At 73.0% G+C, this 26,068-nt stretch carries 15 protein-coding genes and 1 riboswitch; of the genes, 9 read left to right on the top strand and 6 right to left on the bottom strand.

Going from position 1 to position 26,068, the window contains the following annotated elements; genetic code table 11:
- Positions 1–66 precede the first annotated feature (66 nt).
- The gene (locus IF02_RS0110105; protein WP_030155482.1) at positions 67–825 is read right to left on the bottom strand and encodes a DeoR/GlpR family DNA-binding transcription regulator; all 759 of its coding nucleotides are present in this window, start codon (positions 823–825) and stop codon (positions 67–69) included.
- Positions 826–1,166: 341 nt separating this feature from the next.
- Here IF02_RS0110105 and IF02_RS33605 point away from each other — a divergent pair, with 341 nt between their 5' ends.
- The 8 genes from IF02_RS33605 to IF02_RS0110145 all read left to right on the top strand — a co-directional run bounded on the left by IF02_RS33605 (position 1,167) and on the right by IF02_RS0110145 (position 10,721).
- Positions 1,167–3,713 (top strand): MDR family MFS transporter, encoded by a 2,547-nt coding sequence (locus tag IF02_RS33605; RefSeq protein WP_078621994.1) that lies wholly within the window; start codon positions 1,167–1,169, stop codon positions 3,711–3,713.
- Between the two features lie 64 nt (positions 3,714–3,777).
- Positions 3,778–3,974: riboswitch (cobalamin riboswitch) on the top strand.
- Between the two features lie 318 nt (positions 3,975–4,292).
- Positions 4,293–5,792 carry a CoA-acylating methylmalonate-semialdehyde dehydrogenase gene (locus IF02_RS0110115; RefSeq protein WP_030155485.1) on the top strand — a complete coding sequence of 500 codons (1,500 nt, stop codon included), beginning with the start codon at positions 4,293–4,295 and terminating at the stop codon, positions 5,790–5,792.
- Positions 5,789–6,946 carry an acyl-CoA dehydrogenase family protein gene (locus IF02_RS0110120; protein ID WP_030155487.1) on the top strand — a complete coding sequence of 386 codons (1,158 nt, stop codon included), beginning with the start codon at positions 5,789–5,791 and terminating at the stop codon, positions 6,944–6,946. The genes IF02_RS0110115 and IF02_RS0110120 overlap by 4 nt, the downstream gene beginning before the upstream one ends.
- A complete protein-coding gene (locus tag IF02_RS0110125) occupies positions 6,946–8,031 on the top strand; it encodes an enoyl-CoA hydratase/isomerase family protein (protein WP_030155488.1) in 1,086 nt (361 codons plus the stop codon). The genes IF02_RS0110120 and IF02_RS0110125 overlap by 1 nt, the downstream gene beginning before the upstream one ends.
- Positions 8,028–8,933 carry a 3-hydroxyisobutyrate dehydrogenase gene (gene mmsB / locus IF02_RS0110130; RefSeq protein WP_030155490.1) on the top strand — a complete coding sequence of 302 codons (906 nt, stop codon included), beginning with the start codon at positions 8,028–8,030 and terminating at the stop codon, positions 8,931–8,933. The genes IF02_RS0110125 and mmsB overlap by 4 nt, the downstream gene beginning before the upstream one ends.
- A 5-nt stretch (positions 8,934–8,938) precedes the next feature.
- Complete coding sequence (locus IF02_RS0110135; RefSeq protein ID WP_051696092.1) at positions 8,939–9,757, top strand: enoyl-CoA hydratase; 819 nt, start codon at positions 8,939–8,941, stop codon at positions 9,755–9,757.
- A gap of 120 nt (positions 9,758–9,877) precedes the next feature.
- Complete coding sequence (locus tag IF02_RS0110140) at positions 9,878–10,558, top strand: DUF6338 family protein (RefSeq protein ID WP_037835975.1); 681 nt, start codon at positions 9,878–9,880, stop codon at positions 10,556–10,558.
- Positions 10,542–10,721: a hypothetical protein gene (locus IF02_RS0110145; RefSeq protein WP_030155495.1), complete on the top strand. Its 180-nt coding sequence runs from the start codon at positions 10,542–10,544 to the stop codon at positions 10,719–10,721. Before IF02_RS0110140 ends, IF02_RS0110145 begins: the two co-directional genes overlap by 17 nt.
- A gap of 9 nt (positions 10,722–10,730) precedes the next feature.
- Here IF02_RS0110145 and IF02_RS0110150 read toward each other — a convergent pair whose 3' ends face one another.
- The 5 genes from IF02_RS0110150 to IF02_RS0110170 all read right to left on the bottom strand — a co-directional run bounded on the left by IF02_RS0110150 (position 10,731) and on the right by IF02_RS0110170 (position 24,970).
- On the bottom strand, positions 10,731–15,674 hold the full coding sequence (locus tag IF02_RS0110150; protein ID WP_078621995.1) for a CHAT domain-containing protein: 4,944 nt from the start codon (positions 15,672–15,674) through the stop codon (positions 10,731–10,733).
- A 31-nt stretch (positions 15,675–15,705) separates the two neighbouring features.
- On the bottom strand, positions 15,706–19,317 hold the full coding sequence (locus tag IF02_RS0110155; protein ID WP_030155498.1) for a right-handed parallel beta-helix repeat-containing protein: 3,612 nt from the start codon (positions 19,315–19,317) through the stop codon (positions 15,706–15,708).
- A 148-nt stretch (positions 19,318–19,465) separates the two neighbouring features.
- Positions 19,466–22,366, bottom strand: coding sequence for an ATP-binding protein (locus IF02_RS0110160; protein WP_030155500.1), 2,901 nt, complete (start codon positions 22,364–22,366; stop codon positions 19,466–19,468).
- A 190-nt stretch (positions 22,367–22,556) separates the two neighbouring features.
- Positions 22,557–23,918, bottom strand: coding sequence for a cytochrome P450 (locus IF02_RS0110165; protein WP_030155501.1), 1,362 nt, complete (start codon positions 23,916–23,918; stop codon positions 22,557–22,559).
- Between the two features lie 14 nt (positions 23,919–23,932).
- On the bottom strand, positions 23,933–24,970 hold the full coding sequence (locus tag IF02_RS0110170) for a terpene synthase family protein (RefSeq protein WP_030155503.1): 1,038 nt from the start codon (positions 24,968–24,970) through the stop codon (positions 23,933–23,935).
- A 522-nt stretch (positions 24,971–25,492) separates the two neighbouring features.
- Between IF02_RS0110170 and IF02_RS0110175 the strand changes: the two genes are divergently transcribed.
- Positions 25,493–25,957, top strand: a complete 465-nt coding sequence (locus tag IF02_RS0110175; protein WP_030155504.1) for a hypothetical protein — start codon at positions 25,493–25,495, stop codon at positions 25,955–25,957.
- Positions 25,958–26,068 lie beyond the last annotated feature (111 nt).

The raw sequence follows: 26,068 nt of genomic DNA on the forward strand, positions 1-26,068 counted from the left end.
TCTCGTGGCCGGGCGGACTCGTGGCCGGGCGGCCTTGTGCCCGGGCGGACCGGTGGCCGGGGCGGATCAGACGCGTATGACCTGCGGGCCCAGCAGCGAGTACCGGTGGGCCTCGGCGACCGGGAGCCCGGTGTCGGTGATGATCGTCTCGAAGTCGGACACTTCGGCGAAGCGGCAGAAGCTGCTCGCACCGAACTTGCCGTGGTGCCCGATGAAGATCCGTCTGCGGGAGACCTCCAGCGCCTTCGCCTTGACGTCGGCCACCACCGGATCGGGGGTGGTGAGGCCGCAGTCCCGGGAGATGCCGTTCGATCCCAGGTAGGCCAGGTCGATGACGAAGCCCGAGAGCATCGCGCAGGCCCAGGAGCCCACGCTGGCCAGCGTCCGGGCGCGGACCCGGCCGCCCAGGAGCAGGGTGGTGTGCGGGGAGTCGGCCACCGCCGCGGCCGTCGACAGCGAGGCGGTGACCAGGGTGAGCGGCCGGTCGGTGGGCAGCAGGGTCGCGAGCAGCTGCGGGGTGTACCCCTCGTCGATGAAGACGGTCTCCGCCCCGCCGAGCAGGTTGGCGCCGTGCGCGGCGATCCGGCGCTTGTTCTCGACGTGGCGCGTGACGCGCTGCGCCAGATTGGTCTCGAAGCCGGCGCTCTCGACGGGATACGCGCCGCCGTGGGTCCGGCGGACCAGCCCCCGGCGCTCCAGTTCGCTCAGGTCCCGGCGGATCGTCTCCGGCGCCACCCCGAGGTCCGCCGCGACGCCGGCGACCTCCAGTCGCCCCTGCTGCCGGGCCAGGTTGAGCAGCCGCTGGTGGCGTTCCTCTGACCGCATCGGACGTACCTGCCCTTCCCCAGCCCGTTCGGGCACCGGCGGCCCGAACGGGCCCGCCAAAGATTTATACCGCCGGGCGTGAGCCGGGAACCGGCCCGTTCAGGGCATGAGATGGCCCGGATGCGCCCGGTCCGGCGGAGGTCGAACAGCACGTCAGAGAGGTCCACTTGGGCATTCCGGGCGCCGAAGGTGCCCGTTTGCCGCGTCCGGGTGCCGGATCGGGAGCGGGCCCGGCCCCGCGTCGAGGGCGGCGTCCGCACAGCTCGCATCCGCAGGGGCGGCCGGGCATCGATCCGCCTGATGTCCCCACCGCTGTGGGATGGTTGGCCTATCCTGCCGCCGTGGACCAGCTGATCGCCGAAGACCCGACCCGTATGGGCCCGTACCGACTCATCGCCCGGCTGGGCGCCGGCGGGATGGGCCTGGTCTATCTGGGGCGCTCCGAGGCCGGCCGTACCGTCGCCGTGAAGGTCGTGCAGGCCGAGTACGCAGGCCATCCCGAGTTCCGCCGGCGATTCGCCCGCGAAGTGGCCGCCGCGCGCCGGGTGGGCGGCAATTGTACGGCGGCCGTGCTCGACGCCGATCCCGAGGCCGCGATCCCCTGGGTGGCGACCCAGTACATCCCCGGTCCCGACCTGCACGCCGTCGTCGCCCAGCACTTCGGGCCGCTGCCCGAGCACTCCGTCCACACCCTCGCCAACCGCCTCGCACTCGCCCTCCAGGCCGTGCACGAGGCGGGCCTGATCCACCGCGACCTCAAGCCGTCCAACGTCCTCGTCACCGTCGACGGCCCCCGCGTCATCGACTTCGGGATCGCCCGGGCGATGGACAGCCTGGCCGAGGAGCACAGCCTGCACACCCGCACCGGCATGCTGATCGGTTCCCCCGGTTTCATGTCGCCGGAGCAGGTCCGCGGCCTCGAACTCACCCCCGCCAGCGATGTCTTCTGCCTGGGCGCCGTCCTCGTCTACGCCGCCACCGGACGCCACCTCTTCGGCGCCACGGACACCGGCCTGAACGCCCACCTCTTCCGGGTCGCCGAGGAGGAGGCGGACCTGACCGGCGTACCGGAGGCACTGGTCGACCTCGTCCGGGCATGTCTGCACAAGGACCCGGCCCGGCGGCCGAGCCCCCGGGAGGTGGCCGAGCGCACGGCGACGGATCAGGCGGCGGAGTGGCTGCCGGGTGCCGTACTGGCGCAACTCGGGCGACACGCGGCCGAGTTGCTCGACTACGCCCCGGTGATCCCCGCCCAGGCCCAGGCCCCCGCGCAGACGCCGGTCCCACAGGACCGGTCCCGGGACCAGCCGCCGCCCCTGCCGCCCGCCTACGCCCCGGGGCCTCCGGCGCCCTTCGATCCCGCGCGGGGATTCGGGCCGCCTCCCGGCGCCGCCCCGAGCTCCTGGCCGCTGCCCCCGCCGTCCCCGGCCGCCCTCCCCGACCCGGCGCCCGCCCACCCGAGGCGCTGGTGGGGCCTGGCGGTGGTCGCCCTGGTGCAGCTGATGGTGCTGCTGCAAGCGGCGAACTTCAGCATCGCGATCCCGGCCGTCCAGTCCGACCTGCGCCTGTCCGCCGACGGCGTGCGCACGATGGCCAACGCCTATGCCATCGCCTTCGGCGCGGTGCTGCTCATCGGCGGGCACATCGCGGACCGGGCGGGACGCAGACGGACACTGATCGTCGGCCTGCTCGGCTGCGCGGCCGCCTCCGCACTCGGCGGATCGGCCGGCGAGTCCGGCACCCTCGTCTGGGCCCGCGTCCTCCAGGGCGTCTTCGGCGGGCTGCTGACACCGGCCGCGCTGTCCCTCGTCGCCACCGGCTTCACCGCCCCGAAGGAACGCGGCAGGGCCTTCGGGATCTACGCCGCGATCGTGGCCGGAGGTACGGCACTCGGGACGGCCGAGGGCGGATGGCTGCTGGAGGCCCTGAGCTGGCGCGTGTCGCTGTACCTCGGCGTCCCCGTCGCCGTGGTCGCCCTGATCGGCACGCTCACCCTGGTGCACGAGCGCCCGGGCCGCGCCGCCGCCCCGTTCGACGTACCGGGCGTGCTGCTCGGCTCCGGAGGGGTCGCCGCCCTGATCTGCGGTCTCGGCGAGGCCCGGCCGCGCGGATGGGACACCCCCCTGGTCCTGGTCCTGCTCGTGGGCGGAGTCCTGCTGCTCGCCGGCTTCCTGTGGCGGCAGTCCGCGGGATCGCACCCGCTCCTGCCGGCGTACGTCTTCACCGACCCGAACCGGGCCGGCAGCCTCCTCGGCATGCTCCTGCTCGGCGCGGGCGTCTTCGCCCTGTACCCCGTCGTGGGCTACTACCTGCAGGTCGTGCTCCGCCACGCCCCGGCCACGGCCGGACTGGACTTCCTTCCCATGGCCGCCGCGGCCGTGGTGGGCGCCACCCAGGTCTCCGCCCGACTCCTGCCCCGCGTCGCGCCCCGGGTCCCGATCCTGGCGGGTCTGGTGCTCACGGCCGTCGGGCTGTTCCTGCTGACCGGCCTCGGCTTCCACAGCCCGTACGCGACCGGGGCGCTGCCGGGCATGCTCCTGATCGGCCTCGGCCTCGGCACGGCCTTCGTGCCGATCTTCGCCACCGTGACCGGCGGGGTCGCCGCAGAGCACTGCGGTGGAGCCGCGGCAGCCGTCTTCACGGCCCAGGCGCTGGGCACGGCGATCGGCGCGGCACTGCTCGACACCGTGCTCTCCGGCCGCGTGGACCTCCTGCGCAGGGGCTCGGTGCTGCCCAGCGCGATCGAGAGGGAGCTGCTGCGCGCCTACACCGTCAACTTCTGGTGGGCGGCCGGCGTCGTCCTGCTCGCGGCCCTGGCCGCCGGCCTGATGGTCCGGTCCCGCGCACCCCGCGACGCCGTACGGCCGAACCCTGCGGCAGACGCCTGACCCGGTTCGCGTTCACCCGGGGCGGTGGAGGTGGCCGGACTTCCGGAGGAGGGGGTGGACTTACTAGGACGTCCAACTATATGTTCGTGACCGAACCCGCGGTGCAGGGAAGCCGGTGCGAATCCGGCGCGGTCCCGCCACTGTGACCGGGGAGTGTGCTGTCCAGCAGATCAGGCCACTGACGGAGCGATCCGTCGGGAAGGCCGGGCAGCGCGCGCTGATCCGGGAGTCAGGATACCGGCCGTGGGGTGTTCCGTGTTGTCCACGAGGATGGAGAAGACACGCATGGCACCGGTACGTGACCACGGCCCTGGTGATCCGGCGGAGTTCGCGAAGCACGCGGCCGTGACCGCGCGTTCGTAACTCACCGAAGGCATCCGCACCCGCACGTGCGCTTGCACCTGCCTCCCGCATGCGCACCGCCCTCTGCACCCGCATCCGCGTCGGCCCCTGAAACCCGCCGCGCCTGCTGCCTTCGCTGTCCCGCGGTCTGCCCGGCGGCGGCGCGCACCCGACCGGTGCCGCCCCGCCGGCCTGCCGCGCCCTCCTCGGATCCCACCTGACGAGAGCAGGCTTCCCATGGTCCGTGAACTCACCCACTTCATCGGCGGAAAGCACACCACCGGGACCTCAGGTCTCCACGCCGACGTGTACGACCCCAACACCGGCGCCGTCCAGGCCCGCGTCCCGCTGGCCGGACGCGCCGACACCGAGGCGGCCATCGCCAACGCCGAGGAGGCGCAGGCGGAATGGGGCCAGTGGAACCCGCAGCGGCGGGCCCGTGTCATGCTGCGCTTCCTCCAACTCGTGGAGGGTGAGCGCGAGTCCCTGGCCCGGCTGTTGTCCGCCGAGCACGGCAAGACCGTCGCCGACGCCCACGGGGACCTCCAACGCGGTCTGGAGGTCGTCGAGTTCGCCGCCGGGATCCCGCACCTCCTCAAGGGCGAGTTCACCGACAACGCCGGCACCGGCATCGACGTGCACTCGCTGCGCAGCCCGCTCGGTGTCGTCGCCGGGATCACCCCCTTCAACTTCCCCGCGATGATCCCGCTGTGGAAGGCCGCACCGGCCCTCGCCTGCGGAAACGCCTTCATCCTCAAGCCCTCCGAGCGGGACCCCTCCGTACCGCTGCGCCTCGCCGAGCTGTTCCTGGAGGCCGGTCTGCCGCCGGGCGTGCTCAACGTGGTCAACGGCGGCAAGGAGGCCGTCGACACCCTCCTGGAGGACCCGCGCGTCCAGGCCCTCGGCTTCGTCGGCTCCACCCCGATCGCCGCGCACATCTACGCCACCGCCGCCGCCCACGGCAAGCGCGCCCAGTGCTTCGGCGGCGCCAAGAACCACATGGTCGTGATGCCGGACGCCGACCTCGACCAGGCCGCCGACGCCCTCGTCGGCGCCGGCTACGGCTCGGCCGGCGAACGCTGCATGGCGATCTCCGTCGCCGTCCCCGTGGGGGAGGGGACCGCCGACGCACTGGTGGCCAAGCTGAAGGAGCGCATCTCCGCCCTGCGCATCGGCACCTCCGACGACCCGGACGCCGACTTCGGCCCCCTCGTCAGCCGGGACGCCCTCGACCGGGTCAACCGCTACGTCGGCATCGGCGCCGCCGAGGGCGCCGAACTCATCGTGGACGGACGCGGGTTCACCCTCCCCGGGCACGAGAACGGCTTCTTCGCCGGAGCCTCGCTCTTCGACCGGGTGACCCCGCAGATGCGGATCCACCGCGAGGAGATCTTCGGCCCGGTGCTGTGCGTCGTACGGGCCGCCGACTACGAGGAGGCCCTGCGGCTGCCCAGCGAGCACCCGTACGGGAACGGCGTGGCCATCTTCACCCGTGACGGGGACACCGCCCGCGACTTCACCCGCCGCGTCAACACCGGCATGGTCGGCGTCAACGTCCCCATCCCGGTCCCCGTCGCCTACCACACCTTCGGCGGCTGGAAGAGGTCCGGCTTCGGCGACCTGAACCAGCACGGCCCGGACGCCATCCGCTTCTACACCCGCACCAAGACCGTCACCTCGCGCTGGCCCTCCGGGGTCAAGGAGGGCGCGAGCTTCACCATCCCGACGATGGGATGACCGCCGTGACCACGACCCTGCTCACCAAGGACCAGCTCGCCCTCGCCGAGGTCACCCTCGACTTCGCCCAGGAGCAGCTGGCCCCGCACTCCCTCACCTGGGACCAGGACAAGCACTTCCCCGTCGACGTACTGCGCCGCGCGGCCGGCCTCGGCCTCGCCGGGCTCTACGTACGCGAGGAGTCCGGCGGCTCCGCCCTCGGCCGCACCGACGGCGTCCTCGTCCTGGAGGTGCTGGCCACCGGCTGCCCCTCCATCGCCGGCTACCTGTCCATCCACAACATGGTCGCCTGGATGATCGACCGGTACGGGGACCAGGACCAGCGCGCCCGCTGGCTGCCCGGCCTCTGCGCGGCCGAGACCCTGGGCAGCTACTGCCTGACCGAGCCCGGGGCGGGCTCGGACGCGGCCGCCCTGCGCACCCGCGCCGAGCGGGACGTCGACGGCCACTACGTACTGACCGGCGTCAAGCAGTTCATCTCCGGCGCAGGCGCCTCCGACGTGTACGTCGTCATGGCCCGCACCGGCGGGGAGGGCCCGGCCGGAATCTCCGCCTTCGTCGTCGAACGCGGCGACCCCGGGCTCTCGTTCGGCCCGAACGAACGCAAGATGGGCTGGAACGCCCAGCCCACGCGGCAGGTCGTCCTCGACGGGGTGCGGATCCCCGCCGACCGGCGGATCGGCGCAGAGGGCGACGGCTTCCGCATCGCGATGAACGGCCTCAACGGCGGCCGGCTCGGCATCGCGGCCTGCTCCCTCGGCGGCGCGCAGAGCGCCCTCGACCGCAGCCTCACCCACCTCGCCGACCGGGAGGCGTTCGGTGCGCGGCTGCTCGACGCGCAGGCGCTCCAGTTCCGGCTGGCCGACATGGCCACCGAACTGACCGCCGCCCGCGCCCTGGTCCGTACGGCCGCCGAGGCGCTGGACCGCGGAGACCCGCAGGCGCCCCAGCTCTGCGCCATGGCCAAGCGCTTCGCGACCGACACCGGCTTCGCCGTGGCGGACCGGGCCCTGCAACTGCACGGCGGATACGGCTATTTGAGCGAGTACGGCATCGAGAAGATCGTCCGCGATCTCCGGGTGCACCAGATCCTGGAAGGGACCAACGAGATCATGCGCGTCATCGTCGCCCGCGGCCTGACGGAGAACCTGTGATGGCGGCCGGGACGGAAGAGGACCGGCACGTCCTGGTCCGCGTCGAGGGCCACGCCGGCCACCTGACCCTGAACCGGCCGGGCGCCCTCAACGCCCTCAGCCACACCATGGTGCTCCGCATCGAACAGGCGCTGGCCGCATGGGAGAACGACCCCGCCGTGCACACGGTCGTGATCTCCGGAGCCGGGGAGCGCGGCCTCTGCGCGGGCGGGGACATCCGCTCCATCCACGCGGACGCCCGCGCCGGCGGCACGGCCTCGGCGGACTTCTGGCGCGACGAGTACCGGCTCAACGCCCGCATCGCCCGCTACCCCAAGCCGTACGTCGCCCTCATGGACGGCATCGTGATGGGCGGCGGGGTCGGGATCTCGGCCCACGGCACGGTGCGGATCGTCACCGAACGCTCCCGCGTCGCGATGCCCGAGACCGGCATCGGCTTCATTCCCGACGTCGGCGGCACCTACCTCCTCGCGCTGGCCCCCGGGGAGCTGGGCACCCACCTCGCCCTCACGGGCGCACCCGTCGGCGCCGCCGACGCCCTGCTCTGCGGCCTGGCCGACCACTTCGTACCGGCCGGCCGGCTGGGCGGGCTGGTGGCGGACCTCGCCGGGGCGCCCGTACACGACGCCCTGGCCCCGCACGTCGCCGAGGCGCCGCCCGGTCAACTGGCGGCCCGGCACGAGTGGATCGACCACTGCTACGCGGCGGACACGGTCGAGGAGATCCTGGACCGCCTCCTGGGCAGCGGCGAGCCCGCGGCCAAGGAAGTGGCCGCCACCCTGGCCGCCAAGTCCCCGACGGCGCTGAAGGTCACCCTGGCCGCGCTGCGCCGCGCCCGCCGGCTCGGGCCGCTGGAACGGGTGCTGGAGCAGGAGTACCGCGTCTCGTGCGCGGCGCTCGGCTCAGCCGACCTCGTCGAGGGCATCCGTGCGCAGGTCATCGACAAGGACCGCAGCCCCCGCTGGTCGCCCGGCACCCTCGCCGAGGTGTCCGAGGAGGACGTGGCCCGGTACTTCGCCCCGCTCGGCGCGGACCGCGAACTGCGGCTCGCCACCACCGACTCCCTTCAGGAGGTGCCCTGGTGACCACCGTCATCGCCTTCATCGGCCTCGGCCACATGGGCGGCCCGATGGCCGCCAGCCTCGCCGCCGCCGGACACCGGGTGCTCGGCCACGACCTCGTCCCCGCCTCCGTGGCCCGGGCCCGGGAGGCGGGCGTGGAAGCCGCGGAATCCGCCCTCGCGGCCGCCGCCGAGGCGGACGTGGTGATCACCATGCTGCCCGCCGGACGCCACGTCCTCGCCCTCTACCGGGACGAGGGGCTGCTCGCCGCCGCGAAGCCCGGCACCCTGTTCGTCGACTGCTCCACCATCGACGTCGCCGACGCCCGCGCCGCCCACGAGGCGGCGACCGCGGCCGGACACCGGGCCCTCGACGCACCCGTCTCGGGCGGCGTCATGGGCGCCGAGGCCGCCACCCTCACCTTCATGGCCGGCGGGGGAGAGGCGGAGTTCGCCCGGGCCGAACCCCTGCTGTCCGCGATGGGGAAGAAGGCCGTGCACTGCGGAGGCGCGGGCGCCGGGCAGGCCGCGAAGATCTGCAACAACATGATCCTCGGCATCTCGATGATCGCCGTCAGCGAGGCCTTCGTCCTCGGCGAGAGCCTCGGCCTCTCCCACCAGGCGCTCTACGACGTCGCCTCCGCCGCCTCCGGCCAGTGCTGGGCGCTCACCACCAACTGCCCCGTCCCCGGACCGGTCCCGGCCAGCCCCGCCAACCGCGCGTACCGCCCCGGATTCGCCGCCCCCCTCATGGCCAAGGACCTGGGCCTTGCGGCCAACGCCCTGCGCGCGGGCGGCATCGACGCCGGACTCGGCCTGCGCGCCGCCGTGATGTACGCCGCCTTCGCCGAAGGCGCCGGAGCGGACCAGGACTTCTCCGGCATCGTCAACGCCCTGCGCGGCGCCGCCGCACCACAGAACGGATGAGCCCCATGACCGACAACGGCACGGACAACGGCACCGACAAGGGCACGGACACGCCGTACGAGACGATCCTCGTCGAGCGCAAGGGCCGTACCGCCCTCCTCACCCTCAACCGCCCGAAGGCCCTCAACGCCCTCAACCTCCAGGTCATGAACGAGGTCGTGGCCGCCACCGAGGCACTGGACCGGGACCCGGAGATCGGCTGCATCGTCCTCACCGGCTCCGCGAAGGCCTTCGCGGCGGGCGCGGACATCAAGGAGATGCAGCCCCAGGGGTACATGGACATGTACCTCAGCGACTGGTTCACGGCCTGGGACCGGCTGGGGAACCTGCGCACCCCCACCGTGGCGGCCGTCTCCGGCTACGCCCTCGGCGGCGGCTGCGAGCTGGCCATGCTCTGCGACATCCTGCTGGCCGCCGACACCGCCGTCTTCGGGCAGCCCGAGATCAAGCTCGGGGTGATCCCCGGAATCGGCGGCTCCCAGCGGCTGACCCGGGCCGTCGGCAAGGCCAAGGCGATGGAACTCTGCCTGACCGGACGGACCATGGACGCCGTCGAGGCCGAGCGGGCCGGCCTGGTCTCCCGCATCGTCCCGGCGGACGAGCTGCTCGCCGAGGCCCTCACCGTCGCCGAGACGGTGGCCGCCATGTCCGCCCCCGTCGCCATGATGGCCAAGGAGGCCGTGAACCGGGCCTTCGAGACCACCCTGGCCGAGGGCGTCCGCTTCGAACGCCGCCTGTTCCACGCCGTGTTCGCCACCGCCGACCAGAAGGAGGGCATGAGCGCCTTCGTGGACAAGCGCGCCGCGGACTTCACCCACCGCTGAGCCGACTGTGATCCCTCCCTCGCCCGGCCGGATCCCGACCCCCCGCGCGGCTCGTCGACGTACCGTGTGATCAAGGAGTCGGCGTGCCCACGCGGGCCGGGAGGGGGAGGAGCGGGAGCCATGGTTCCGGGGACGGTACAGCAACTCGCCATCCTGCTGGTCCTGGTGCTGCCCGGGGTCTTCTACCAGGCCGTCCGGGAGCACCTGCGCGGCGCCGTCGCCGCCGAGCAGGAACCGCAGAACCGCATCGTTCGCGCGATCGCGGCCGGCGCCCTGCTCGACACCGTCTACGCGGTCGCCGCCGGGCCGTGGCTCGTCGGCCTGCTCGCCGGTGACGGAGCCGGTCCGCTCGCCGGGGTGATGCGGCGCCCCCGGCAGGCGGGCCTCGCCGCGCTGCTCCTGGTGGTCGTGGTGCCGGCGGGCATCGCCTGGGTGGAGGCCGCCTGGGGGAGGCGGCGCAGGAGGGCCCGGTACGAGCCGACCCCGACTGCCTGGGACGCGCTGTTCCGCGACCGCGGGTCGTGCTTCGTCCGGGCCCGCCTCAAGAGCGGGCTGTGGGTGGGGGGTTGGCTTGGCCCGCAGTCCGCCGCGTCCGCCTTCCCCCAGCAGGGGGACCTCTACCTGCAGTCCCAGTACCGGATGGCACCCGACGGCCGGTTCCTCGGGCGGGTGCCCGACACCGGCGGGGTCTATCTCCGGGCCGCCGACATCGACGTACTGGAAGTCCTGCTGCCGCCCGGACCGCAGCAGCCGCAGACACCCGCCGACGAAGGGGAAGCCGTACATGACAGCGCATCGTGACGGGGCGTCCGACGAGGAACTGGAAGCCCTCGTGGAGGAGTTCTCCGATCGCCGGGTCTACCGGCCGACCGGCGACGCGGCCGAACCGGAGGACCTTCCCCAGGCGGGGTCGGGCACCGCGCAGGCCGAGTCGACCCCGTCCGCCGAGCCGCCCCCCGGCTGAGGGGGCGGGTCAGGGACCCGCGTGGATGTGCGCGGCCCACAGGTGCGGGGCGCGGGCGAGGCGCCCGCGCAAGGCCCGGACCGGCCGGTGCAGGGCCGCCGCCGGGTCGATGGGCCGGCCGTGGGCGATGTCGTCGGCGAGCGCGGTGTAGAACTCCTCCGCCAGCCGGGTCGCCAGGTTGTCGGAGACCGGCCACAGCGTTCCCACCACATGGGGATATCCGGCCAGTTGGAACGATGCCGACAGGTGCACCGCCTCGTCGGGCAGCAGGAAACCGCCCTGCGATGTGGAACAGGCCGACAGGACGGCGAGGACCGCCGTGCTCGGGTGCTGCGCCGCGACGTCGAGCGCCGTGAGCCGCCCGTCGTGGAGGATCAGGCCGCTCTCGAAGAGGGACATCGGGTCGCTCACTCCGTGACAGCTGAAGTGGACCCACGGGTGGTCGGGCAGCGCCCGCCGGACCGCGTCGACCGTCGCCGCGGCGCCCGCGAGTTCGACCCCCGCCGGGAACAGGTCCCGTAGCAGCCGCGCCTCGCGCGAGGCCCCGGGCAGCGGCGCGGCCCCGGGTGTCTCGGCGAGCGCGACCACCAGCGGGGCGGGAGCGGAATGCGGCCCGGGAGCGGTGCCGGACGCCTGACGGGCGCGGACGAGCGCGCGCAGGGTCGGCGTGTACGAGGAGATGGCACGGTCCATGACGTTCTCGGCCGAGCGGGCCTCCCGACGCCCCGCGGCGTGCAGCGGCAGGAACGACAGCCACCCCGTGGGACACCACCACAGCCGCGTCCACGGTTCGCCGTCGATCGGGACCGTACGCAGCCCGAGCCGGTCGAGGACCGGCGCGGCGACGGAGTCCCACAGCCACTCCAGCGTGTCGGAGAGCATCCGCATGGCGCTCACGGCGTCCTCGGCGCCCATGTCTCCGTACGCCGCGTCGACCCCCGTGGCGAAGGCCGCGGCGTGGGCCAGGACGGCGTCCGGGGTGACGGCCGGGAGCGGGACCACCTCGACGCCCCCGCCGGCGGTGACGACGAGGGCATCGGAGCGGTACTGGCTGACGTTCACCACGACGACGGGTCCGGCGGACGCCGCGGCGATCAGCTCCGGGACCCGCGGCGGACGCAGGAAGTCGTCCATCCCGGGCAGTTCCCGGATCCGGACCAGCAGCTCCTCCCAGCTCCGCGCCAGGGCGTACCGTGACTCGGCCAGGAGACCGGCCTCCTGCTCGCCGGGCGGTGCGGCCGGGGACCCGAGGTCGGTACGGATGACCGCGGCGGGCGCCGGATCGGAGCTCAGCGCCTCCCGGATCCGCTCGAACTCGGCGGCCAGGGACACGGACGCCGCACGCAGCCGGGAGAGGTCGCCGCGCATCTCCACACCCTGGGCGAGCAGTACCCCGCGCCCCTGTTCAAGGAGGGTGAGGGCCGATTCCGGGTCGCCCACGCGCAGGGCCATGGCCGCGGCGTCGCAGGCGAGACCCAGGCCGGCGCCGAGCCGGGCCGCCTGGTCGGCGCGCCCGAGGGTGCGCGGCGTCAGCCGGGGCAGCAGGTCGACGGCGTACGCGTAACCGGTGCGGGCCTCGGCGTCCCGGCCCGCGGCCGCCGCGACATCGCCCCAGGTCCGGGCGGCGAGCATCCGCACGGAAAGCGCTGCCGCCTCGTTCTGCGCGGACTGCCGGGCCAGCCGCGTCGCCTCGGCCAGGTCGACGCTCTCGCCGAGCCGGGCGCGCCGCCACTGTGCCCGGGCCAGGACCCACTGGGTGCGGGCCCGGTCGCGATGGCCCTCGGGCGTGAGGTCGAGTGCCTCCCGGGCGGCGGACACCGCGCGTTCGAGCGCCGCGCGGACCGCCGGTCCGGAGTCCTCGTCGGCCTGCTCCGCGGTTTCCACGGCGGCGCCGGCCAGATTCGCCAGGGCGAGGGGCCGCAGCGGGTCGCGGTCGCCGAGGCGGGCGACGGCCTCCTCCAGCGCCTGCCACGACGCGGCGAGGGCGCCGGGGTCCGGTTCCCCGTCCGGTCCCGGATCCAGGGCGAGGTCGTGCAAGAGGATGCCGAGGTTGACGCGGGCCAGGTCCGGGCCGTGCCGCTCGCCGTGCTCCAGGGTGCTCGCCTCACGCAGCAGCCCGATCGCCTCCTCGGCCGCGGCCCGGTCCTCCGTGACCCCGTACCAGGCGCGCAGCGCCTCGGCCAGGTTGGAGAGCAGTCCGGCGCGCTCGAAGACGTGCGGCGGGCTTTCGTCCACCGCGCGGCGCAGTACGGTCACGGCCTCGGCGAGCCAGACGCGGTCACCGGTGATCCTGGCCCGCTGCATCAGCGCGGAACCCAGGTTCGTGAGCACCATGCCGAGCTGCGCGTGGCGTGCGGGCGCGGCGGCGACGGCGTTGCGCAGGGTGCCGATCGCGGTGTCCATACGGGCCTCGTCGCCGGTGTCGACGGCGGAGTCCCAGAGCACGTGGCCGTAACTGCTGAGCATGGCATGGCGATCGCCGGAGAGCCCGGGAGCCGCCGCCAGGGCAGCCCGGTAGGACTCCAGGGCCTCCTCGCGGACCGTTTCGTCCTGCGTGAGGCGGAAGCGCTCACCGAGGACGTTCGCCAGCCCCAGCAGGGCGCCGGGGAGGCTGAGGGTCACGTCGCCCGCACCATGCGGGCGCCTTCCGCCTCCGTCTCCGCCTCCGCCTCCGTCTCCGTCTCCGCCTCCTCCGCCTCCGCTTCCGTCCGCCGCGGACAATGCGGCGACGGCTTTGCGGTGCCATGCGACGGCCTCTTCGAGGGGAGCGCCGTCCCCGGTGAAACGGGTGAGCGAGCGCAGCGCGTTGCCCAGACGGCTGTAGCTCGCCGCGCTGCTGGGCACGGTGGGCGCACCGGCCAGGGCCGCCTCGCGCAGCACCTCCACGGCCTCCACGACGAGGGCGGCGTCGGAGCGGAACTGCGCGAGCTGTTGCAGGGCGTCCCCCAGGTTGCCGAGCCGGTGCGGCCGGTAGTGGTCGTCCGGGGGGCTCACGGCGACGGCGTCCCGGTGCGCCTGAACCCCCTCGGCCAGCAGCTCCTCGTCGACGGCCAGGGCGGCGAGCCCCACGAGGGCGACGCCGAGGTTGGAGCGGCTCACCGCCTGCTGCCGCGCATCACCCTCCGGGGCCGAGGCCACCGCCTCGCGCAGGAGGCGTACCGCCTCGGAGTACTCGGCCGGATCGTTCTGCGCGCGGGCGCGCTCCAAGAGCACGCCGGCGAAGTCGGACAGGTACTCCGAGCGGCGCGGATCGTCGGCGTCGAGCAGGTCGACCCCCTGCCGCATCAGGGAGACGCCCTCGGTCCACTCCCTGCGCCGGGCCACCACGTCACCGAGGGCGAACCGCACCGTGGCCTGGTAACCGGTGCTCTCGCCCGGCAGCGTGAGGCACTCCCGGAACACCCGTACCGCCTCGTCGGTGGCGGCCTCCGCGGCCGCACCCGTACCGCGCCCCACGGCAGCGAGCGCCCGGGCCAGCTTCAGCAGCACCTCGGCCCGCTGCCGAGAGCCGGGCGGCGTGGCGGCGGCCAGGGCGCGCAGCATGGCGAGCGGCTCGGCGAGCGACTCGGGCGCGGCGACGGCATCGGCGTGCAGACGCAGCAGGTCGGCGAGGTCCACGGTCCGGGTGACGTGCAGCGGGGCGTCGGGGGCGGTCGCCTCCAGCGCGCGCCGGGCGCAGTCGATCGCGGCCTCCAGGTCGTCGAGGCGGCCCCGCTCGACGTAGCGGGAGCGCAGGACCTGGCTCAGTACGTACTGCGCCTGGGTGTGCGCGGGATGCCCGGGAGGGGCCGCCGCCATGGCCTCGTGCGCGGCGGTGTAGGCGCCGTCGAGGGCGTCGGGATCTGCCGTGTTCACGTTGCGGCCGTTGAGCACGAGGGCGAGATTGCCGAGGTACACGGCCCGTTCGAGGGGGTTGAGGGCCGCGGCGGACGCCTGGCGGAGGGCGTCGACCCCCTCCTCGAAGAGGGCGGTGCGCTCGCCCTCCTGCAGGGGCCGGTCCGCCCGCCCCGGCGGTGCGAGCGAGAGGGAGACCAGTGCCGTGCCCAGGTCGCAGAGGAATGCGGCGGCCGGCTGTCCCGCGGCGGACGCGGCCGCCGCGGCGCGGCGCAGCAGCCCGACCCCCTCGGACAGCAGCGCGGGTTCGACGAGCGCGACCGCCGCCGAGGCGAGGGCGGAGCCGAGCGCGGCGAGGTGCAGTACGTAGTGCTGGTCCTCCGGTTCGCCGGTACGGGTCGCCAGCCTCAGCTCGGCCACGCTCTCCCGCGCGGCCGCCGGATCGTCCGTCGCCTCCGCCCAGTTCCTCAGGACGAACCCCAGGTTGCCGTGCCGGCGTGCCTGCTCGGCCCGGTCCCCGGGCGCGGCGGCCACCGCCTCGCGGCTGCGCCGCAGCGCCTCGGCCAGCAGCTCCTGGTCGGCGCCTTCCCGGACCGCGTACAGGAGCACGAGGCCGAAGTCGGACAGGGCGGTGCCCTGTTCGGTGCCGCCCGCGGGGAAGGCGTCGACCGCGTGGCGCAGCAGGATGCCCCCCGCCTGGAGCTGGACGGGATGGCGCTCCTGCTGGTAGAGGGTGAGGATCGCGGTGCCGGTCAGGTACACGTCGGCCGGATCGGCGTCCGCCCCCGCGGGCTCGCCCGCGAGGATGGCGACGACCGGACCCAGCGGGGGCGGGACGCTCTCGGGATCGGCGCGGTACACGTCGAGGAAGCAGAGCACGGCGCGGCCCAGAGCCGCCGGCTCCGTTTCCCCGCCGGCGAGATAGCGGCAGAAGCTGTGCCACCCGAAGGCGTGCACCGCGACCAGCAGGACGCTGCCGTCCGGCCTCAGGGCGGCCCGGCGCAACTCCTCGACGGCTTCCGCGGCCGCGTCGGACAGGAACCAACTCAATGCCTGCGGTTCGTGGAACTCCTGAGGGACGTGGGTGAGGATCCCGTTCGCCAAGTCCTCCACCGTCATGCCTGTGCGCCTTTCGCCGTGGTCCCGGGTGCTACCGCTCGCCCGGAATGTCGTCCGCGAGCAGCAGGACGAGCTCCTCGCGCGTGGGCTGCTCGTGCGCGGCCAGCCGACCCGCCTGCCGTTCGACCATGCCCTCGAACAGGGTCCGTGCGTCCCGCCCGTTGACCGGATCACCGCGCCGCGCTCGCCGGTCGAAGCGTTCCGTGAGGAGTCCGGCGACCTCGGGGGCGAGCACGTACGCGAGGGCCCGCGCCTGGAGTTCGACCATCCGGGTCAGCTCCTCGGGCTCGTACGCGACGAACTCGATGGTGCGCGAGAAGCGCGAGCGCAGACCGGGGTTGGAGTTCAGGAACGTCCGCATTTCCTCGGTGTAGCCGGCCGCGATCACCACGACGTCGTCGCGCTGGTCCTCCATGAGCTTGGTGAGCACGTCGATGGCCTCCTGGCCGAAGTCGGACCCGGCGCCGAACCGCCGCGACAGGCTGTACGCCTCGTCGATGAACAGGACGCCGCCCCGGGCCCGTTCGAAGACCCGCTGCGTCTTCTGCGCGGTCTGCCCGAGGTATTCGCCGACCAGATCCCCGCGGGCCACCTCGACGAGGTGGCCCTTCTTCAACGCGCCCAGTGCGGCCAGGAGTTGTCCGTACAGCCGGGCGACGGTCGTCTTCCCCGTGCCGGGCGGACCGGAGAAGACCAGGTGGTGGGCGAGGGGCGGCGCGGGCAGGCCCGCGTCCTTGCGCCACTTGGTCAGGCGGATCAGGTCCACCTGGACGCCGACCTGCCGTTTGGCCGCATCGAGGCCGATCATGGCGTGGAGCGCGGCGAGCGGGCCTGCCTCGGGCCGCTCGATGTCCGCGTCCGTGGCGCCCGTGCGGACGTCGACGAGGGGGACGCGGTCGTTCCCGGAGACGGCCTCGCCGTGGAAACCGGTCACGTCGCAGTCCTCGAAACGGCCGATGACCGAATCCGCGAGCCGGATGCCGTCCTGCCCGCCCCCGCGCAGTACGGCATGAGCGATGGTCACCCGACTGTTGCCGTTCGCGATGACGGCGCATTTGGCCGAATCGGTGACCGTGAGCCGCTCGGCGTCGACCGTGGCGTTCGACACCGCCAGGACACCGGCCTCCCCGGCGCCCGTCACGACACAGTCCGCCGCCGAAAGGTTGGTGTTGTCGCGGCAGTTGAAACCGAACAGGCCGGCCCGTTCGACGGTGCACCGCTCCGCCCGCAGCCGTGCCTTGCCCTCCAGGCAGATTCCGGAGGCGGCCAGATCGACGATGGTCGCCCCGGTGAGGGTGACGGAGACCGCGTCGCCCCGGACCACCAGTCCGTCGTCACACTTCTCCAGGTGTACGTCGCTCAGCTCGGCCGTCGATTCCTCGCGGATCAGGATCGCGGTCGTGGTCTGGTCGCTGATCCGCAGCCCGGTGAACCGTCCCTGCGCCTTCTCCGTGAGCAGCCCGAGCCTCCCGCCCCGGACCAGGCAGTCGTCCATGACGGGAGCGCCGCCGTCCGACACGCTGATGCCGGTGTCACCGCCGGCCTCCCATGCGCAGCCGTCGAACCGGCCGCGCCCCTGCTCGCCCACGCTCAGCCCGGTGACGCGGCAGTCGCGGAACCGGACCCGGCGCACGGTGGGGTCGGCGCCGCGGGCCACGTACATCCCGTGCTTGGCGCCGGAGACCGTGGTGTCCTCGAGCGTTCCGCGGGCCTGATCGACGTACGAGACGGCCGTCGACGCGATGTCGCGGATCTGGCAGCGCGCCACGTCGACCTCCGCGTGATCGCGGGCGAGCACCGCGTGGCTGCCGGCGCCGTACAGCTCGCAGTCCTCGATGACGGCGGAGGACGCGATGACGCTCACGGCCGAGCCCCGGGCATCGGACACCCGGCAGTCACGGAGCTCGGCGCGGGCTCCCTCGGTCAGGGCGATCGCGTCGGCCTTCGCTCCGTGGAACCGGCTCCGGCGGACGATGGCGCGGGCCCCGGTGAGCGAGGTGCGGCCCATCCGGATCTCGCAGTCCTCGACGGTCAACTGGGCTCCGCTCACGGCCTGTACGGCGTCCTCGGCCCACCCTTCGACGGCGCAGCCGCTCAGCCGCAGCCCGCCGTCCGCCCGCACGGCGGCCATCGTCCGGCCGGCGATGCGCAGCCCGCTGAGGGTGACGTCCCCGGAGCAGTCGACGGCCGCCGCGCCCGCCGTCCCGGCCGGCACGTCGATCACCACGGTGTGCCCGCCCTGGGCGGCGGCGCGCAGTTCGACGGTGCCCGACGGCCTGAGGGCCTCCGGGTAGGTACCGGGTTCGATCACGACGAGCATCCGCCGGGCACCCGCCTCGACCCTCAGGGCGGAGGCGATGGTGCGGTGGGCGCCCGGTGCGGTGGGCGAGACGTACAGGGTGAGGGTCTCTGCCGTGGCGGCGGGGGACGCCGGTCCACCGTGCGCGCCGCCGCCCCCGTCGGATCGGACCCGGTCGAGCGCCGCGGCCAACTGCTCCGGGAACACGTCGAGTCCGTGCCAGTACTGCAGGCCGGGGGAGTGCAGCGGCGCGATCTCCACGAGCCGCGGATCGGTCCGTACGGGGAAGACCCGGCCCGGCAGTGGTGCGGGCGGCGCGGCGTGGGGCGCCGGGCGCGCCAGCACCGCGGTGGCCGATGCCGGGGACCCGCCGCGCCGGCTCAGGGCCGGTCCGATCGTGACCTCACTCAACTCGTCCCAGTTCATGAGGCGTTCGGCGCCGCCCACGGTGAGCCGCAGCCCTTCCCCGTCCAGGCGCAGCCGGCAGCGCCGGCACAGACGCCGGGTCAGCCACCCCGTACCCGCCACGGCGCAGGCGACTCCCGCGGCCGCGGTCGCCGCCCGCGTCGGGAACCCGACTCCGTGGCCCGCCGACCCCGCACCCGCGGCGAGCATGCCGACCAGGATCACCAGCCACCGCAGCCGCAACACGAGGACCGCGGGCCAGGTCAACAGCCGCCCCGGTACGCTCACTCCACCGGTCCGGTCGAAGGGGAGCGAGGCGGTCCCGCGCCAGCGGCTCCCCGCGTACGGGACGAAGAGCGCCTCCAGGCGTGACGGCGCCTGCTCCGAAGTCCCCACCTCCACGCGCTGGAGGTCGAAGGCGACGGCCTGCCAGTGCCGGTCCCACTTCGGCGAACCGCGCAGCGCGAGCCCTGCCGGACTGCCCGCACGCGGCCGGATCAGGAGCCGCCCCTGAAAGGCCGCGACCGCGGCTGCCGCAGCGGAGGTGCCGACGGCGGAAGCCCCCGGGGCGGCCGGACCGGTCTTCCGCGAGGGCAGCAGGAACAGCGCCTCCACGTCGTCCCACACGAGCCGCACCCGGCGCCGCCCGCGCCGCAGTTCGACGCCTCCCGGCCCCACGGTGAGGACCTCGGGCGACAACGCCTCCACGAGCAGCGGCACCAGCACCACGGCCCACACGACCGCTCCGGCCCCCAGTACGGCCCGCTGCGCCGGGCTGCCGGCGCTGCGCGCGGCCCCGAACGCACAGAGCGCCAGCGCCACGGCCGCCAGCACGGCCAGGGCAACCACCGCAAGCCGGGCCCCGGTCGAGGTCCCGAGGCGGGTGGCCTCCGGAAGCCCCCCGTTTCGGACGTCGGTCCCCACAGACTGCGTCGCCATCACACCCCCGTCGGCATGCCTTCGCATGTCCGTTCAAGCTAATGCAGGGGTGTGCGGGCGGCGGCAGTGATGATTTCCTCAGCGACCGGTTTCGGCCAGGGCGATCGTGGTCGGGGTGGTCGTGGACGGGACGGTCGTGGCCGGGCGGTCAGATCCCCAGGGCTCTGCGGAGTCCGAGGCGGTCTGTGCCCAGCTTGGTGAAGACCGCCGAGAGGAGTTCGGAGACCGCCTGGGGGCTGCTGTGCATCTTCGCCGCGATCGCCGCGTTGTCGAGGCCCAGCGCGGCGTGCTCGGCCGCCGCGTTCTCGGCCACGGTCAACGTGTCCTGTTCGAAGGTGTGCAGTCGGCGGGGGCGCAGTCCGGCCGACACCAGCTGGGAGCGGGCGCGGCGCGCGAGGCCGTCGGCGCCGCAGGCCGCGGCGGTCTCCATGCCCCGGTAGAGCTGCTGCGCCGCCCGGTGCGGGTCACCGAGGATGTGCAGGGCCGTGCCGTGATCCACGAGCGCGTGGGCGAGCTCGCAGGCGGCCGGGGACTGTTCGAGGTGGTCCACCGCCTCCTGGAGCAGGCCGGCCGCCTGCGCCGGGTCCGTGACCGCCGCCGACACGCGCAGGGCGTGGCCGATCACGCTCGACGTACCGAACGCCTTCGCCCGGGCCACCGCTTCGGCCGCCGTGGCACGCGCCTGGTCGGGCGCACGGGAGATCTGCGCCAGCGCCAGGTCCAGCTGCCACGGACTCCACGACGGATTGCGCGTGCCGCGCAGATCGAGCCGCTTGCCCGCGGCCGCCAGGTGCCGCAGCGCCTCGTCGGTCCGGCCCTGGGCCAGCAGCAGCTTGCCCCACACGGCCTGCGGGTCGGGATAGACGACGGCGTTCGGGAAGCCCTCGCCCAGCTTGTACGCCTCGGCGACCCGCTGCGCCTCCTCGGTGTTCCCGCGGGCGAGCAGGGTCTCGATGAGCGTTCCGATCGCGTACCACTGCGCCGGGATCCCCTGTCCGACACGGTCGGCGATCTGCAGGCCGTTGCGTACGAAGTCCTCCGCCTCGGCGAGCCGCCCGCGCCGGTAGCGGACGTACCCGAGCAGGGTGTACACGAACGACAGGTGCGCGCCGCGCCAGCCCTTCGCCTCGAACTCGACGATGCCGGTGTTGAACAGGTCCTCGGCGCGGCCCGGCTGGTCGCAGTACATCAGCGTGACCGCGATGACCGACGGTACTTCGAACCCGAAGTCCTGGTCGGTCCAGCTCATCCCGCCGTCCAGTGCCTGTTCCGCGTAGTCCAGCGCCGTGGTGGCGGGCTCGCCGCGCATGGCGGCGTCCCAGGCCCGCAGGCCCAGGATGTGCCGCTCGGCCAGACCGCGGCCGGTGATCCGCTTGGCGAACTGGGACAGGAGCCGGGAGCGGGCGGGCGAGTTCTCCTCGTCGACCCGGACCGAGTTCCACTTGAACTGCTCGGCCTGCATGCGCAGCCGGGTACGGGAGCTGGTGGCCTGCTTGGCCTCCTCCTGGAGGAGCCCGGCGGCCTCCGCGAGCTGACCCGTGTGCGCGAGGGCCTGGGCCAGCCGGTAGGTGATCGTCTCCCGCAGGCTCTGCTCGGCCTTGGGCTCCTCCAGCGCGGCCCTGAGCTGGTTGATGGTGGTCACGGGATCGTGCAGGAGGTTCGCGGAGCCGAGCTCGAACAGCACCTCGGCCCGGTCCTCGGTGTCCGGGGGCTCGCGCAGCGCGCGGGCCAGATAGCGGCGCGCGGCGTCGGGCGCGCCCGCCGAGAAGCTGTCGCGCGCTGCCTGGCGCAGCTGCTGTACGACCCAGGGGTCGCCGTCGGGGTGCATCTCCAGCAGGTGACGGGCCGCGGCCGCGGCTCCCTGCCCGTCGTCGACCAGGGCCTGCGCGGCCATGCCGTGCATCGCGACGCGCACACCGGGCGGAATCGACCGGTACACGGCGGTGGCCACGAGCGGATGGAAGAACTCGACGACTTCCTTGCGGCGCAGGCCCGTGAGGACCGTCAGGATGCGCGCGGCCCGCAGCTGGTTGATGGCGTCGGCGACCTGTGCCTCACCGAGGGCCGCCACGCTTCCGACGATGCCGGTCGGGACGGCGGTGCCGAGCACCGCCGCGGCCCAGGCGAGCCGGACGATCGACGGACCGAGCTGTTCGAGGCGGTCGATCAGGCCGCTGCCCTTGACGGCGGAGGCCAGATCACGCAGCTCGGGGATGCTGTCCTGGTTCGGCTTCAGCTCACGGTCTCGGCCCTTCATGGCCAGTTCGACGACCTCGAAGGGGTTTCCGCCGGTGATCGCCCAGCATTCGCGGCAGAACACGTCGTCGGCGCTCTGACCGAGGGCGTCCCGCACTATGCGGGCCACCGCGGTCGTGGTGAGGGGAGCCAGCTCGTGCGGACGGGTCCCCTGCCGGCCCATCAGGGCCCGTAGCGCTCCGGCGCCGGCGGGGATCTCGTCCGGCCGGCAGGCCACCATGATCAGCATGGCGAGCTCCTCGGCCCGCGCCGCGAACGCGGTCAGCCAGGCCAGGGACTCGGCGTCCGCCCAGTGGGCGTCGTCGAGGATCAGGACGACGGGCGCGCTGCGTACCGTCAGGTGGGTGACGACCCAGTCCAGGCCGTCGCGCACGCCCTGCGGGTCGGGTGCCGTCGGGCCTTCCGGGGTGGCGGTGAGCCCGAGCGCCGGGGCGACGATGCTGTACCAGGTGCCGAGGACGTCACGCCGCTCGTCCTCGGCCATGGCGGCGAAGGCCGGCTGGATGAGCTGCCGCATGACGTGGAACGGAACCTGTTTCTCCTGCTCGCCACCGCGGGCGAACAGTACGGTGCACGAGCGCTCGGCCGCGTGCCGGCGGGCCTCGCCCAACAGGGTGGTCTTGCCGATGCCGCCCGATCCCGCGAAGGTCAGTACACCTCCGCGGCGTGCGATCGGACCGTTGTCCGAGGTGCCGCACAGCTCGTCCACCGCGCGGTGGATCGCGCGAATCTCGGATTCCCGCTCGAGCAGCGGCTGGGTCGCCCACCCTTGCGGTTCCGTGACATGTGACATTCTTGCCCCCTCCAGCGCGTGCGGCCGAGTGTACGACCCTGGGGACGAGAAGTTGCTGCTTAAGCACATTATTGCGGGATCACGTCACTCGTAAGAAGACAACGCTGTATCCTCTGCTGACTTTACGAGGGCCGTGACGGCGGGTGATCGCCGAACTCGCCTTGAAGTGAGCGGAATCGATCAGATTCCATCAATGGCGTGAAACAGGGATCATCGGAAGCTCGCTGGGCTGGGGCATCCCCGCCGGGAGTTCCCGAACCGTCACCCCCGGAGCGGGTACCAGCCGCCACCGCGACGCCACGGTCGCGACGGCGGTCAGGATCTCCGCCACGGCGAACGTGTCCCCGATGCACTTGTGCTGGCCGGCACTGAACGGGATGTACCGGTGCGCGCGCGGCCGCTCGTCCGCGTTCTCCTCCCATCGGTCCGGATCGAACGTCGTGGGATCGCGGAACAGCGCGGGGTCACGGTGCAACGCGTAAGGGCTGTAGGCCAGTTCGGCGCCGGCCGGGATCGAGACGCCGCCCAGCGTGAGCGGGACCAGCGCCCGCCGGGTGAACAGCAGCGGCGAGTGGAGGCGCAGCGCCTCCTGGAACACGTGGTTGGCGTACGGCAGTTGAGCGATGTCGGACGGGCGGACGGGGCGCGTGCCCACCACCGCGTCGACCTCGTCGTGGAGGCGCTTCTCCACCTCCGGGTGGCGGCCGACCTCGTGGAAGACCCAGGACAGGGTGGTCGCCGAGGTCTCCGTACCGGAGAACAGGATGGCGATGACCTCGTCCCGCACCTGCTCGGGGCTCATCGTCGTGCCCGTCTCCGGGTCGACGCTCGACAGCAGCAGGGACAGGAGGTCGTGGCGGTCCTCCTCCCCGGCCTCCTCGGTGCCGTACTGCGCGATCACCTGGTCGATGATCCCCCGCAGCCGGGCGGCCGCCGCGTCGAAGCGCCGGTTGAGCGGGATGGGCAGCCGGTCCAGGGACTTGGGCATGACCGCCCGCAGCAGCATCCCCTCCAGGACGATCGGCAGCGAGCGGTGCACCTCGGCGATGGCGGGCCGGCTCAGGTCCCCCGAGAAGATCATCTCGGCCACCGAGGACAGCGCGTACCGCCGCGCCTCGGTGACCATCGAGATCTCCCGGCCCGCCGTCCACGAGGCCGTCATCTCCTCCGCAGCCCGGCTCATCACCTCGGCGTACTCGGCGATGTGGGACCGGTGGAACGCCGGCTGGATCATCCGGCGCTGCTTGCGGTGGAACTCGCCGTCCGTCGTCACGATGCCGTTGCCGAACATCGGCCGCAGCCGGTCGAAGACCCGGCCGCGCCCGAACTTCTGTGCCTGCTGGACCAGTACGGCGTGGACGTGGTCCGGGCTCGTCAGTACGTGGACGGGCCAGGTCCCGATGTCGAGCCGCACGATGTCGCCGTGCTCGCGCAGCGATTCGAGGAAGGCGATCGGCTGCCGCCACAACGGGATGGCGTGGCCCAGGAGCGGTAACCGCCCCGGAGCCGCCGGTGCGTGGACCGCAGGGCCGAGTTGTTCCGTACGGGCCATGGGTCGACTCCCTGTCATGCCACCGAAACGAGGTCCGGGCGGGTGTAAGCAGACTCCAGCCCGGCCGCGAACCGTTCGTCGCTGTACCGTGTGCACTCGTAACGCTGCCACAGATCGGCGCCGATCATCCAGTCTTCGTAACTCCGCACGCAGCGGGTGACCGCCGTACGCACCGAGGGGTCCATCTCCCCCTGGGCATCGATGACTTGAAACAGCCGGCGTTCCGCCGCCACGTAGTCCTCTATGCGGACTTGGATGCGCTCCTCGACCGACTTGACCGCCTCCGGAAGCGAACGTCCTTCCCAGGAGGCGATGAGGGAGACCAGGTTGTTGTTGTCCCCGCAGGCGTGCTCCTTCGGCAACGAGAACACGTCGTTGCCCCACGAGATGATGTCCACGGCGCTCTCCACGACCGCCTGGAAAGCGGGGAGGTCGTGGACGTCCTGCGGCAGGTCGATTCCCAGTCCGGCCTCCACCATGTCCATCATCGGCAGCAGTTGGGAACTGTGCCGGCGCATGAGGACGTAGTCCTGGACCGAAGGGCGCCTGGCGGCACCGCGATTGCCCGCTTCCTGGTCCAGCGAGTGCAGCATCTGGGGGACATGTGTTCGGTATCGGGACGCTGTCCCCGCGGACATGCCGTCCAGGATCCGGTCGCACAGCTCGATGAATCCGCCCACCAGTGGATTGTGGCGCGATGAAGACCTTGAGGTCCTGCCCGTGGCCAGGTACTCGGTGATGGCATCGGTGACGGGCCGCCAGGCGGCAAGTTCACCCGTCCTGATGAGGTGATCGTGCTGATCGTCCAGGACGAACGACCAGGCCATCCACTCGGCGAGCAGCACGATGGTCTCGTACGGCACCTCGCCGCTCACGCGGCCCGCGAGGTGTCCGCAGCCGATCGCCGTGAACTGCTCGGCGGCGTCGGTGACGAGCTCGTGGCCCAACGCCCACGACGTGGCCTCGGCGTTGGCCCGTGCGGCCAGTGGATGCTTGGAGTTCCCGAACGGAAGGTGGAAATCGGGAACAGGGAAAGGGTCGAGCCGGGCCATTGATCCCCCCACGGAAGAGTCGGATTCGCCAATACCCGCTCAATGTACGATCGTCATGACACGTGCGATTTCGGAGTGCCCCGCCGCCGCGGCACCGTCACGGCCGCACACTCCGCAACTGCCCGGAAAGAACCGGTCAGGAACCGACCACAACCCGTCCGCACACGACTACATCAGGCCACCCGTGAAGTAATTAACCCTCAGGGCGCGGCGCACTGTCAATGTAGAAAGTGCGGAGATACTGCATTCTCCCTGCTATTACACAAGGAATATCCCCAAAGAATATGCGGGCGGCATGGTCCCAGCTATTCGGAGGGAAGTCCTCCGGATCTGCCGCCCGCCATGGGCGTCTTCCGGCCACTCATCGGACCGTTGGAACGGCCGCACGCCAACTCGGGTACCGGTGACACCTGTTGACGGTGGGACGGAGGTGCCGGTCGCCGATGGCCGAAGAGCGCCGTGGGGGTGCAGTGCACTCCCTACACTTCGGGAGGACGCGGCCGTCCGGGAGGGGCGGGGAACATGATCGAGCACCATGCGGCAGACTCGGGGGACGGCGAGGAGGCCGATGTCCTGGGTCCCTACCTCGAAGTCCTGCGGGGGCGCCTGAGCGGCGAACGGTTCGAGGTGCTCATCCGGGCCGTCCAGACCACCTGCGCGCTGCTCGCCGACGGCCGCGAGGCCGTCCTCGAAGTGCCGGGAGACACCGATCTCTCCCCTGACCTGCAGCGCGAGTACCTGTCCCTGATGGCCGTGATGATCACGGGGCACCTGGACCACCGCCTCGTCGAACTGGCCGCCCCCGACGGGGGCAAGGGCTGGGCGGTCGTGGACAACACCCGCCCCCGCCAGGAGCCCGCGCTCGCGGGGGCCTTGTCGCCGTGCGAGGCCGCGGAGCGGGCGTGGATCGCCAAGGAGCTCGACGGCATCGCCCGCGCCTCGGACGACCCGGGCAGCGGGAGCGGGTGCGGGAGCGTACGAGGCTGACGCAGCGCTGACGCGGTACGGAAGCCCCCGGCTCGGCGGGCCGGCCGCCCTGCCGGTGTTGTACTCGGCCACGATGCCGAGGCTGGACGAACACTCAACCTGTTGGCTCTC

It is taken from the genome of Streptomyces sp. NRRL S-244, assembly GCF_000717915.1.
Taxonomy (GTDB): domain Bacteria; phylum Actinomycetota; class Actinomycetes; order Streptomycetales; family Streptomycetaceae; genus Streptomyces.